Source organism: Primorskyibacter sedentarius, from assembly GCF_004342065.1.
GTDB classification, from domain to species: Bacteria; Pseudomonadota; Alphaproteobacteria; order Rhodobacterales; family Rhodobacteraceae; genus Primorskyibacter; species Primorskyibacter sedentarius.
This window is the reverse complement of sequence record NZ_SLZU01000002.1, coordinates 142,749-154,944: the sequence shown is the minus strand read 5'-3', so window position 1 is coordinate 154,944 and position 12,196 is coordinate 142,749. Positions and strand designations below refer to the sequence as shown.

Sequence of the window (12,196 nt, the reverse complement as noted above, 5' to 3'; positions counted from 1 at the left end):
GAGCCGTAACATGAAAAAACTGGTTATCATTGGCGCTGGCATGGCCTCTGGCCGCGCGCTGGAACGTCTGATCGACGCCGACCCCGAAGCGTATGACGTGACCCTGTTCAACGCAGAGCCGCGCGGAAACTACAACCGCATCATGCTGTCCCCCGTCCTGTCGGGCGAGAAGAGCTATGCCGAAATCGTCACCCATGACGACGACTGGTATGCGCAGAACAACGTGACTTGCCGTTTCGGAGAGCCGGTGACCGGGATCGACCGGGACCGCAAGGTCGTCATTGGCACGAAGGGCGAAGTCCCTTACGACAAGCTGCTGATCGCCACGGGGTCTGCGCCGTTCATCATTCCGGTGCCCGGTCATGACAAGCCCGGTGTGATTGCCTACCGCGATCTGGACGATACCAACGCGATGATCAATGCCGCAGATGCACCGGGCAAATCCGCCGTGGTGATCGGTGGCGGGCTGTTGGGTCTGGAAGCGGCAGCCGGGCTGGCGCTGCGCGGCATGTCGGTGACGGTCATTCACCTTATGGGACACCTGTTGGAGCGGCAGCTTGATCCGGCGGCGGGCTATCTGCTGCAAAAGGATCTCGAAAAGCGCGGCATCAAGGTGCATTGCCAGGGCGCGACCAAGGCGATCCTTGGCGAGGACCGCGCCGAGGCCGTCCTGCTGGAAGACGGCACCGTCTATGACGCCGATTTGGTGGTGATGGCCGTAGGCATCCGCCCCGAGACACGCGCGGCGACTGATGCAGGTCTGGACGTTGGCCGCGGCATCAGCGTCGATGCGCAGATGGTGACCTCTGACCCGGATATTCTGGCGGTCGGGGAATGCGTGGAATTCGACGGGCAGCTCTTTGGCCTTGTCGCCCCGCTTTACGATCAGGCCAAGGTCGTGGCGGCGACACTGCTGGACCAGCCTGCCGCGTTTACCCCGAAAGAGCTGTCGACCAAGTTGAAAGTCACCGGCTGCGATCTTTTCAGTGCCGGTGATTTCGCCGATGGCGAAGGGCGCGAAGACATCGTGTTCCGCGATCCGTCGCGCGGGGTCTACAAGCGTCTCGTTATCGAAGACGATCAGCTGAAAGGCGCCGTCTTCTATGGCGATACGTCGGACAGCAATTGGTTCTTCGGTCTGATCCGCGACGGTGAAGACATCTCGGACATGCGAGAGACACTGATCTTCGGGCCCGCCTATCAGGGAGGCTCCCCCGTGGACCCTCTCTCAGCCGTTGCAGCATTGCCGCGTGACGCGGAAATTTGCGGCTGCAACGGCGTTTGCAAAGGTCAGATCGAAGACGCGATTGCGGGCGGGGCGACCGACCTTGGCGCGGTTCGTGCCATCACCAAGGCCTCGGGGTCTTGCGGGACATGCACCGGGCTTGTCGAGCAGGTTCTGTCTGTCACGCTGGGCGATGATTTCAAGATGCCCGCCGCGCAAAGCATCTGCGGCTGCACCGACATGACGCATGAAGACGTGCGGCGGATGATCAAGTCGCAAGAGCTGAAATCCATGCCCGCCGTCTGGCAGGAATGCGGCTGGAAAACCTCTTGCGGCTGTCACATCTGCCGTCCGGCGCTGAACTATTATCTGCTGGCCGACTGGCCGCTGGACTACAAGGACGACCCGCAAAGCCGGTTCATCAACGAGCGCAAGCACGCCAACATCCAGAAGGATGGCACGTTCAGCGTTGTGCCGCGCATGTGGGGAGGGATGACCAACCCGGCCGAACTGCGCGCCATTGCCGACGCGGCCGAGAAATACAACGTGCCGACCGTCCACGTGACGGGGGGCCAGCGGATCGACCTTCTGGGCGTGAAGGGCGAGGATCTTCCTGCGATCTGGGCGGATCTGAACAAGGCCGGGCTTGTGTCGGGCCATGCCTATTCCAAGGGTCTGCGCACGGTAAAGACATGCGTTGGCACGGATCATTGCCGCTTTGGCACGCAGGACAGCACCGGCCTTGGCATCAAGCTTGAGAAAAAGCTGTGGGGATCGTGGACGCCGCACAAGGTAAAGCTGGCCGTGTCGGGATGTCCGCGCAACTGTGCCGAGGCGACCTGCAAGGATATCGGTGTCGTCTGTGTGGACAGCGGCTATCAGATCGGCGTGGGCGGCGCGGCCGGTATGGATGTGAAAGAGACAGAGCGTCTTGCCGACGCGGCGACCGAAGAGGATGCCATCGAACTGGCGACCGCCTTCATGCAGCTCTACCGCGAGAACGGCAAATACCTTGACCGTCCCTACAAGTGGATCGCGAAGGTCGGGCTCGATTGGGTGAAAGAGCGCGTCGTCGATGATCTCGAAAGCCGCAAGGCTTTGGTCGAACGGTTCGAGCTGTCGCAATCCATCTATCGGACAGATCCCTGGGCCGAACATGTCAAGGAACGTGCGGAGTCCTATCAACCGCTTGCAAATCTTACCCTGGAGGCTGCGGAATGACCGACTGGATCGATATTGCCGAGTTGAACGATGTGCCGCGGCGCGGTGCCCGCGTGGTCAAGACGGCGCATGGCTGTGTCGCCGTGTTCCGCACCGCCGAGGACGAGGTCTTTGCCCTTGATAACGCCTGCCCGCACAAGAAGGGGCCACTGTCCGAGGGCATCGTGCATGGCAAGGCGGTGACATGCCCCTTGCACAATTGGGCCATCTCGCTTGAGACAGGCAGCGTCATGGGTGTGGATGAGGGGCAGGTTTCAACCTATCCGGCGCGGGTTCAGGACGGTCGCATCCTGTTGGACGGCACATTCCTGCGCGCCCGGGCCGTCGCATGACGCTGACGCGCACAACCTGCCCCTATTGCGGCGTTGGTTGCGGCGTTCTGGCGGCCGCGGATGGCACCATCAAGGGCGACCCCGCGCATCCCGCCAATCTGGGGCGTCTGTGTTCCAAAGGGGCGGCGCTGGGCGATACCCTTGATCTGGAGGGTCGCTTACTGGCACCTCGGGTCGACGGCAAACCTGCCGATTGGGATACGGCCATCAACCGCGTGGCTGATGCGTTCCGCGCGGCCATTCGGGACCACGGCCCGGATTCGGTGGCGCTTTATGTCTCCGGCCAATCCCTGACCGAAGATTACTATGTCGCCAACAAGCTGATGAAGGGTTTCATCGGCGCGGCGAATATCGACACCAACTCGCGGCTATGCATGGCCTCCTCGGTTGCCGGCCACAAGCGCGCCTTTGGCACCGACACCGTCCCCGGCACATACGAGGATCTGGAAGAGGCCGATCTGATCGTGCTGGTCGGGTCCAATCTGGCGTGGTGCCACCCGGTTCTGTACCAGCGCATCGTCGCTGCCAAGCAAGCCCGGCCAGAGATGCGGGTGGTCAATATCGACCCGCGCCGCACTGCCACCAGCGATCTGGCCGATCTGCATCTGGGCGTCGCTCCGGATGGGGATGTGGCCCTGTTCAACGGCCTTCTTGCGCATTTGGCGGCGACGGACGCGATTGATCTGGGATTTGTCCAGGACCATGTGAACGGGTGCCTTGATGCCGTGACAGAAGCGCGCCGAACTGATCTGTCGGTGACGGGGCTGGACACGCAGCAGCTTGAAGAATTCTACAGCCTTTGGGCCGGAACAGAGAAGGTTGTCACGGTCTATTCGCAAGGCGTGAACCAATCCTCCATCGGCACCGATAAGGTGAACGCGATCCTCAATTGTCATCTGGCGACGGGTCGCATCGGCAAGCCGGGCATGGGCCCGTTTTCCGTGACCGGCCAGCCCAATGCGATGGGCGGTAGAGAGGTCGGTGGGCTGGCAAATATGCTGGCGAACCACCTGGACATCGAGAACGAAGATCATCGCGCAGCGGTGCAGGCTTTCTGGCAAAGCCCCACGATCTGCACCAGGCCGGGGTTGAAGGCGGTTGATCTGTTCGATGCCTGTGCGGACGGGCGGATCAAGGCGCTATGGGTGATCTCGACCAACCCCGCCGTCAGTATGCCGAATGCAGATCATGTGGCGAGAGCCATCGAAAACGTCCCGTTCGTGGCGGTCAGCGATATCATGGCGGGGACGGATACGGGCGATCTGGCAGACGTCATGCTGCCTGCAACCGGATGGGGCGAAAAGGACGGCACCGTCACAAATTCCGAACGGCGCATCTCGCGCCAGCGGGCGTTTCTGCCCGCGCCGGGGCAGGCCCGCCCCGATTGGCGGATCATCTGCGATGTGGCCTCGGCAATGGGGTGGGGCGAGGCGTTCAACTATGCCGATCCGTCCGAAATCTTTGCGGAATACGTGGCCCTTTCCAAAGCGGCGAAGGGCTTTGGCAAGGATCTGGACCTTTCCGCATGGGCTGCGATTGACTATGCAACCATGGCGCCGCGCCAGTGGCCGCAGGATGACACGCGGTTCTTCGGCGACGGGGCGTTCTTTCATCCCGATGGGCGCGCAAGGATGATTGCGACCCCGGCCGCAACTGCTGCGGTGCCGACCGGGCTGATGCTCAATAACGGGCGAAATCGTGACCAATGGCACACGATGACACGCACCGGTAAATCCGCCCGGCTTAGCGCGCATCTGGCTGAACCCTATCTAGAGATCAACCCGGCCGATGCCGAAGCGTGCGGCCTTCGCCCGGCCGATCTGGCAAGGGTGCGCGGGGCGTCGGGTGGCGACGCGATCCTGCGCGTCTGGATCAGCGCGACCGCGCCAAAAGGCGCACCTTTCGCACCTATGCACTGGACCGGGCAGCTGACATCGGCAGGCAGGGTGAACGTCGCGACCCGCGCTGACGTGGACCCGGTTTCCGGGCAGCCATCCTTCAAGCACGCGCCTGTCAGGGTCGAACGATATGACGCAGCCTGGTACGGATTTCTAGCCAGTGCCGAGCCTTTGACGCCGCAGACGGGTTATGCCGCCATCGCCAAGACGCCGACGGGCTGGCAGGCAGAGCTTGCGGGCGAGACCGCCCCGGACGATTGGGAAGCCATGATCCGGCAACTGACCGGCATTGCCGATGGCGAGGTCGCTTCCATGCATGATCCGCGCAGACATCTGACCCGCGTGGCGATCCGCCGCGAAGGCAGGCTTGTCGCGCTCTTGTTTGCGGGGCCTGAACCGGTGGCGCTTTCGCGCAGGCATGCCGTGTCCCAGATCGGCACCGAGGCCGAGGTGTTGCTGGCACTGTCCGGGCGGGCGGGCCAGTCTCAACCCGATCCCGGCGCCATCGTCTGCGCCTGTCACGATGTGGGTGTGAACACGCTGCGCAGCGCCATCGCCTCGGGGGCGACAACGGTTGCGGCGCTGGGCGAACAAACCTGCGCGGGTACGAATTGCGGCTCTTGCCGGTCCGAATTGGCGGGGCTTATCGCAGCAGCACAGATGAAGGTGGCAGCCGAATGACCCTGTTTCAGATCCCCAACATGTTGGCGCGCGCTGTGACGCGGGCATTCGCACCAGGCGGTGAGTGCGCCCGGACAGAGGCGTTGGGGCCGTCGATACCGGGCGTGGGTGCGCGGGCTGGTGCCCTCGCCTCGTTTCGCGGTGCAGCGCAGCCCCGGTCCGGTTCAGCACCGCAGGGCTTGGGCGGGCTGTGGCGCTCGGCCTTTCTGGGGGGCACCAACGATCTGCAAGGCGACCGCTTGGCGACGGGTCGGGCGGCAGACCACCGCGGCGGCAATCATGCCGTTGCGCTTGTCGGGGCGGGACCGGGGGCAAAGGATCTGATCACCTTGCGTGGTGTCCGGCGGCTTGAGGCTGCGGATATCGTCTTCTTTGACCGTCTGGTTGATCCGGAGCTGCTGGACCTGACGCGACCCGAGGCAGAGCTTGTCTATGTCGGTAAAGCGCCGGGCCGCCATTCCTGGTCACAAGCTCGCATCAGTGAGGCGCTGGTCGTGGCGGCGCAGCAGGGCAAGCGCGTTGTCCGGCTGAAATGCGGCGATCCCGGCGTATTCGCGCGCGGCGCCGAGGAAGCAGACGCGCTCCGCATGGCAGGCATCGACTATGAAATCGTGCCGGGCGTGACCGCAGCCAGCGCGGCTGCCGCAGCAACCGGTGGCTTTCTGACAGAGCGCGGGACCATCGACACGCTGGTCCTGACGACCGGCCGAACAGAGGTTGCCGGGGCGGATGCTGACTGGCTCCCGGCTTTGCGCCCGGGGTGCAAGGTCGCCATCTACATGGGCGTGGCAGAGGCTGGACGGATCGAGGCCACCCTTTCGGATCATGCGTGGCGCGATCACATTCAGGTGGAGATCGTCGCAGATGCGCAGATGCCGGGCCAGCGTGCCTTGCGCTGCGGGCCGACAGCGATTGCGGACACGTTGCGAGGCAACGGGATCAAGAACCGAACGATCATTTTCCTAAGCCTGCCCAAGGATTGTGCCTTGGCGTCCGGCGAAAGCTCCCTCCGGATCGGGGGAGAGGCTGGACAGGCCTGCGTCTGACACAACCCGGTGCCGGGGCATGCGGGAAACGCGCCAACCGCCACGGGCGCATCTGCCCATTCCGAGGGCGATTGCGGTCTCAACGCGGCCCGATCCGCGACTATTTTCAGGGGTCGTGGTTGTGAGATGGTCAAAATTCCGGCAGTTTTCAGGTTCGAGACCATTCCGGGGCCCAGCAGACCATGACCGAGCTAACATCCTCCTTCAACCGCACGCTGCTGACGCATGTGCGGAAAATCTATCCGGACCTCGATGCCGATATCCTGTCGAGTCAGATCGTCGAGGCGTTCTGGCCCGAAGGGAAAGCCCGGCGCAAACGGGGACAGCATCCCAGCAACACGCGCTGGTCTGAAAAAGACGCGCTTCTTATCACGTATGGGAACTCGCTGATTGACGGGGCGCACAAGCCGCTTGATCTGCTGTACGACTTCCTGCTGCGCTATCTCAAAGGGACCGTGAACAGCGTCCACATCCTGCCGTTCTTTCCCTTCACGTCGGATGATGGGTTCGCAGTGTCGGATTTCCGATCGGTCAATCCGCAGCTTGGCGAATGGTCGGATATCAACCGGATCGCCGGTAGCTTCAAGCTGATGTCGGACCTGGTGCTGAACCATGTCTCCAGCCAAAGCAACTGGTTCAACGCCTATCGTCAGGGCCAGGCGCCTTATGACAGGTTCTTCTTCGAAGCCTCGCCCGAGGATGACCTGTCAGAGGTGGTGCGCCCCCGGACTACCCCGCTTTTGCAGGAGGTCGAGACGGTGAACGGGCCGCGCCACGTGTGGTGCACGTTCAGCCATGACCAGATTGACGTGGATTTCCGCAACCCCGAAGTGCTGCTGGAATTCCTGCGGATTATACGCCTGCATATCGACAATGGTGTCGGGATCATCCGGCTGGACGCGGTGGCGTTCCTTTGGAAAGAGGCGGGGACCAAGTCGATCCACCTGCCCCAGACCCATGCGGTGATCAAACTGCTGCGCACGCTGTGCGATTACGCGACAGAGCCGGTCGTCCTGCTGACCGAAACCAACGTGCCCAAGGCCGAAAACCTCAGCTATTTCGGCAACCATGACGAGGCGCATGCGATCTACAATTTCCCACTGCCGCCGCTGATCCTGCACGCGATGATGTCGGGATCGTCGAAGCATCTCAGGCGCTGGCAGCGCGGAATGCCGCCCGCGCCGCTGGGCTGCACTTACCTCAACTTCACCGCAAGCCACGATGGCATCGGTATGCGTCCGGCCGAGGGTGTGCTGCCGCCCGAGGAAATCGGCCGGGTGATCGACACGGTGAAGGATCTGGGCGGGCTCGTGTCGATGCGCACGCTGCCGGACGGGGGGCAGTCCCCCTACGAGTTGAACACCACCTTCTGGGACGCGATGAGCCGCACGTTCAAGGGGGAGGACGCCTATCACCTTGAACGGTTCCTGTGTTCCCAGACCATCGTGATGTCGCTGGAGGGTATCCCCGCCTTCTACATCCACTCCATGCTGGCCACGCCCAATGATCACGCGCAGGTCGAAAAGCGCGGCATGAACCGCGCAATCAACCGGCATAACTGGGATTACCCGACCCTGCGCGGCCTGCTGGAAGATCCGCAATCGAACCAGTCAAAGGTCATGGCGGCGTTTTCCCGGCGCTTGGACATACGGAAGAAGCAAGTGGCGTTCCACCCCAATGCGACACAGTTCACGCTGAATGTCGGTGACGACCGGGTTTTCGGGCTGTGGCGGCAGAGCCTTAAGCGCCATCAGTCCATCTTCGCGCTGCACAATATCAGCGACGAGGAGGTATCGATTTCCACCGCCGATATCAACATGATCGACGACACCCATTGGACAGATCTGCTCAGCGGCGATGCGTTCGATTCCAACACCGAGGAAATCACCCTTGCGCCCTATCAGTGCCGCTGGATCAGCAACTAGGTGAATTCGGCGTCATCGGCGGCGACAGCGGTTCGCATGTCCTTCAAGAAGTCCGGGTCCGCCGAATGCACGCGGTTCCATGACGGGATGAACGGCGTCTCATAGGGGTTTTCGATGAACGAGGCACCCGCGCGCATGATGTTCTCGGCGAAAAGCTCGATCGAGCGTTCCTCACTGTGGCGGTCGATGGACAGGCCGTTCATCTTCGCGTCGTTGTAATAGGCCTCCAGCAGGTCAAGAGCCGTACGGTAATAGGTGGCCTTCAGCGTGCGGAAGATATTGGACGTGAAGATCGTCCCGTCGGCGGCAAGCTTGCGGAAGATCGCCTTGCAGATATCCGTCGACATGCGGTTCAGCCCGGCGGCGGCGTCCTCTTCGCTCAGCGACTGGTGCTTGTGGTCATAGGCATCCGAAATCTCGACCTGGCAGACGGATTTCGGGCCAAGGTTGCGCCATGCCTCTGACAGAACGCCAATTTCCAGCCCCCAGTCCGACGGGATACGCAGATCCGGCAGGATCGCCGTGCGCATGGCAAATTCACCCGATAGCGGGTAGCGAAAGCTGCGCAGGTAATCGAGGTAATCGCGGTCGCCCACGACGCGCTTGAGCGCAATCAACAGCGGGCTGACCAGAAGCCGCGTGACCCGCCCGTTCAGCTTGCCGCCACCGATGCGCGGATAATAGCCCTTGGACACCTGATAAGAGAAGTTCGGGTTCACCACAGGAAAGACCAGCCGTGCCAGCATGTCGCTGTCATAGGTCAGAATATCGCAGTCGTGAATGGCCATCACGTCGCTGTCGGCGCAGGCCAGAAGATAGCCCAGACAGGACCAGACATTCTTGCCCTTGCCTTGCTCTGCCGGGGCCAGACCCATCGTTTCCAGACGCGCGCCCAGCTCCAGCATCCGCGGGCTGTCGTTCCAGATCACGATGTGGTTTTGCGGCAGACAGCCGAAGAACTGCTTGGCCTCGCGATATTGCGCCTCATCCGCGCGGTCGAGCCCGATGATGATCCTGTGCAGGTATTTGGCTTTCGAAAGCTCTGACAGGATATGGGGCAGGGCCTCGCCTTCCAGTTCGGAATAGAGGCTGGGCAGGATCAGGGTGATCTTGCGGGTCTGGGCGAAGGTTTCCAGCTGGTAGGTCAGGTCCTCGCTGGAGCGCGTGCGCAGGTTGTGCATCGTCGCGACGTTGCCGTTCTGGTGAAAATCAGCCATGAATATTGTCTTTCCTGTCTTTTCCCAGCCGTTCAACGACGCTGAGCACCGCAGAGTTCCAGCCAATCGGGCCGGGTCGGTCGGTTCGGATGATGCGCCCGGTCCCTTCGCCGGGCAACGGCGGCAGCGGCGGGCGGTGAGGATTGGCCACGATGACGCCGAGCCCTGCGGTTTGCAGCATTTCCACGTCATTCGGGGCATCGCCAAGGGCCATTGTCTGCCCCGGCCGGAATTCATCGATGATTGTCGCCATCTGGTCGGCTTTTGTCTGACCGAAAGAAAGCGTCAGGAACCGGCCGCCTTCGCGCGCCGACACGCCCATCTCTGCAAGCGTGGCGATGAAATGCCGGCGACCTTCGTCACTGCCTGCCCAAAGCCCCGGCTCTGAAAAGGCGCGCTGTTTGGCCAGGGTGGCGGCATCGGTGGCAAGGCCGGTGATCTGTGCCACCTCCGCCACTGTCATATCACCAAAACCGCGAAAGCCCGTTCGGACCCCCATTGGCACCTTGTTCAAGAGCGTCCGCAGTCGCTCATAATCCGCAGTAGGGCCAACATGGGTTTCGCTAGCCGCCAGCAGGCCGGCCCCGTTTTCCACGATTGCAGGCCAGTGGGAAAAGCCCAGCTCTTCGCGAAGGGGTATGATCTCTGCCGCGGTCTTGCTGCTGGCCAGAACAACGGCGGCGCCGACCGCGCGCAACGCATCCAGCGCGTGTGTCGCGGCATCCCAGCGATAACTGTCATGATCAAGCAAAGTACCGTCGAGATCGGTAAAGACCATGAGAGGAGGCGCTTGTGTCATGGCCGCCACATTGCTGCGATCCGGCACTGGCTGCAACGTGGATCGCCTCATTCGCAGGCGAATTTTTACAGGCGCCCAAAGTTTAGGCGCACGCCCGCAGCCCGTTGCCCTGACCCACCAGTGTCACCTGACATGCGCCCGGTGGGTCAATTTCGCAGTTTTCACAGAAGGATGTTGAGCTTCTCGCGAATGGCTTTGTCCTGAGCCTCTGTCAGGTAGGTGGGGTGATGGCTGTCAAGGATCTGCTTTGCAAGGTCGCGCGCGAGGTCCCAGGCATCCCGCGCACCGGACTGTGCCCATGTGCGCGGCTCGTTCCGGTCCGCCAGCGTGGGGTAGAAATAGTCCCGCTCCATCGCGGCGAAAGTGTGCGCGCCGCCAAGGAAATGACCATCGCCCAGCACCGCGTCGCATATGGCATCAAAGCCAAGGTTCTCTTCGGTCACCTCGATCCCCCGCAAAGCGCGATATGTGTTGGAATGCATCTCGTCATCCAGCACGAAGCCCTCGAAGCTGACGCCCAGAAGCGAGGCTGTCATGCCGGAGCTTTCATAGATCATATTGCCGCCCGCAAGCGCCGCCGCCAGTGAGGTGATGCCCTTTTCCATGCCGTATTGCGCGTCGATCGCCTTGGCATCCGACATGGAGCAGGCGACGCCCGAAGGCAGGCCCAGCCAGTTGGAAATCTGCGCTGATGCGGCGTTAAGAACCGCCGTCTCGCCGCTGCCGCCGGAAAAGGCACCCGTGCGCAGGTCGATGACAAAGGGCCAGTTGGAAAAGATCATCGGAAAGCCCGGGCTGATGGCGTTGACCATCACGAGGCTTGCCAGTGTTTCAGCCAGCGATTGCGCAAGAAACCCGGCCAGCGTGGCGGGGGCCGTCGCGCCCGCCTGCGCCGCGGTGATGCAGCTCATCGGGATGTTGTGACGGACGCATTCGTACACCACGTCGACCGCATCTTCGCCGAACCGCATCGGAGAGATCACCGGGCTGATATGCGCCGCAAGAAACGGCCGTTTCGCAAATTCGCCGGGGCCACCGGCTGCGATGTCCAGCATCTCGATAATCGGGGCGACATGCGCGGCAAGCGTGAAAGACGTGGCCACAGGTTTTGTCGTGTTGCGGATCAGCGCGTAGACCGTGTTCACATCCAGATCGAGGTTATCGGGAACATCCGTCGCAACGCAGCAACGCGTGAACCAGCTGACATTGGCGAGTGTGTCCTGCAATCGCGTGAAGTCATGCAGATCCGCGAGGGTGGAGGGCCGGTAGACACCGCTCTCCATATCAAGGGTCTGCACCGCCGCCCCGCCAGTGCCGAAATAGACACGGTCGCCGCCCACCTCGATCGAACGGCTGGCATCCTTGCCGTGCAGAAAAAAGGTTTTTGCCGCCATTTTCAGCGTGGCTTCGACCATCGCCCAGGGAAAGAGCAGTCGGCCCCGACCGTCCTCGGTCGCGCCTGCGGCCAGCAGGTCCGCCTGCAGCCGGGCAGGAACTTCGCCCATGCCAAGCTGTTCCAGAAGGCGCAGGGCCGTGTCAAAGATGGTTTGGATTTCGCTTTCGGTCAGGGGCTTGTAAGCGCCGCCGCGCTGTCCGGGCGGGCAGGGATCAAAGACCGGTTTCGCGGCCCGTTTCGCAAGCCGCTGTTCACGTCCGGCTCTTTTGCTGCGCGCTGCGGTCATCGCGAAAACTCCCAAATTGTTCTGCCCCCTGCGGGGGTGCAGGTCGCCATTCGGCATGTGACTTCGCTGCAAGTCTGCGGTCGCAAGGCCGGGCCGGGCAAGCTCTGTGGCGACATCATTTGACCGGTTTTGGCCAAATTCGTGTCTGATCTGTGCTTGCGCAGGCTATC

Annotated in this window: 8 protein-coding genes; 5 read left to right on the top strand and 3 right to left on the bottom strand. The window is 62.2% G+C overall.

Annotated features, from left to right (window positions below; all coding sequences use genetic code 11):
* The first annotated feature begins 10 nt into the window (after positions 1-10).
* The 5 genes from nirB to EDD52_RS04535 all read left to right on the top strand — a co-directional run bounded on the left by nirB (position 11) and on the right by EDD52_RS04535 (position 8,328).
* A complete protein-coding gene (nirB, locus tag EDD52_RS04555) occupies positions 11-2,446 on the top strand; it encodes a nitrite reductase large subunit NirB (protein ID WP_132242305.1) in 2,436 nt (811 codons plus the stop codon).
* Complete coding sequence (gene nirD / locus EDD52_RS04550) at positions 2,443-2,778, top strand: nitrite reductase small subunit NirD (RefSeq protein WP_132242303.1); 336 nt, start codon at positions 2,443-2,445, stop codon at positions 2,776-2,778. Before nirB ends, nirD begins: the two co-directional genes overlap by 4 nt.
* Positions 2,775-5,357 (top strand): nitrate reductase, encoded by a 2,583-nt coding sequence (locus EDD52_RS04545; RefSeq protein ID WP_132242301.1) that lies wholly within the window; start codon positions 2,775-2,777, stop codon positions 5,355-5,357. The genes nirD and EDD52_RS04545 overlap by 4 nt, the downstream gene beginning before the upstream one ends.
* Entirely contained in the window at positions 5,354-6,403 is a 1,050-nt protein-coding gene (gene cobA / locus EDD52_RS04540) for a uroporphyrinogen-III C-methyltransferase (protein WP_132242299.1), read from the top strand. Before EDD52_RS04545 ends, cobA begins: the two co-directional genes overlap by 4 nt.
* 182 nt (positions 6,404-6,585) lie before the next feature.
* Positions 6,586-8,328, top strand: coding sequence for an alpha-amylase family glycosyl hydrolase (locus tag EDD52_RS04535; RefSeq protein ID WP_132242297.1), 1,743 nt, complete (start codon positions 6,586-6,588; stop codon positions 8,326-8,328).
* Here EDD52_RS04535 and EDD52_RS04530 read toward each other — a convergent pair.
* The 3 genes from EDD52_RS04530 to EDD52_RS04520 all read right to left on the bottom strand — a co-directional run bounded on the left by EDD52_RS04530 (position 8,325) and on the right by EDD52_RS04520 (position 12,026).
* Positions 8,325-9,545 (bottom strand): glycosyltransferase family protein, encoded by a 1,221-nt coding sequence (locus EDD52_RS04530; protein WP_132242295.1) that lies wholly within the window; start codon positions 9,543-9,545, stop codon positions 8,325-8,327. The two genes, EDD52_RS04535 and EDD52_RS04530, sit on opposite strands and share 4 nt — an antisense overlap.
* Positions 9,538-10,344, bottom strand: coding sequence for an HAD-IIB family hydrolase (locus tag EDD52_RS04525; protein WP_132242293.1), 807 nt, complete (start codon positions 10,342-10,344; stop codon positions 9,538-9,540). Before EDD52_RS04525 ends, EDD52_RS04530 begins: the two co-directional genes overlap by 8 nt.
* Before the next feature lie 161 nt (positions 10,345-10,505).
* Positions 10,506-12,026, bottom strand: a complete 1,521-nt coding sequence (locus tag EDD52_RS04520; protein WP_132242291.1) for a trimethylamine methyltransferase family protein — start codon at positions 12,024-12,026, stop codon at positions 10,506-10,508.
* Positions 12,027-12,196 lie beyond the last annotated feature (170 nt).

Excerpts from the sequence above, each read along its gene's own strand:
- nirB (WP_132242305.1), top strand. The coding sequence starts at position 11 with ATGAAAAAACTGGTTATCATTGGCGCTGGCATGGCCTCTGGCCGCGCG.
- nirD (WP_132242303.1), top strand. The coding sequence starts at position 2,443 with ATGACCGACTGGATCGATATTGCCGAGTTGAACGATGTGCCGCGGCGC.
- EDD52_RS04545 (WP_132242301.1), top strand. The coding sequence starts at position 2,775 with ATGACGCTGACGCGCACAACCTGCCCCTATTGCGGCGTTGGTTGCGGC.
- cobA (WP_132242299.1), top strand. The coding sequence starts at position 5,354 with ATGACCCTGTTTCAGATCCCCAACATGTTGGCGCGCGCTGTGACGCGG.
- EDD52_RS04535 (WP_132242297.1), top strand. The coding sequence starts at position 6,586 with ATGACCGAGCTAACATCCTCCTTCAACCGCACGCTGCTGACGCATGTG.
- EDD52_RS04530 (WP_132242295.1), bottom strand. The coding sequence starts at position 9,545 with ATGGCTGATTTTCACCAGAACGGCAACGTCGCGACGATGCACAACCTG.
- EDD52_RS04525 (WP_132242293.1), bottom strand. The coding sequence starts at position 10,344 with ATGACACAAGCGCCTCCTCTCATGGTCTTTACCGATCTCGACGGTACT.
- EDD52_RS04520 (WP_132242291.1), bottom strand. The coding sequence starts at position 12,026 with ATGACCGCAGCGCGCAGCAAAAGAGCCGGACGTGAACAGCGGCTTGCG.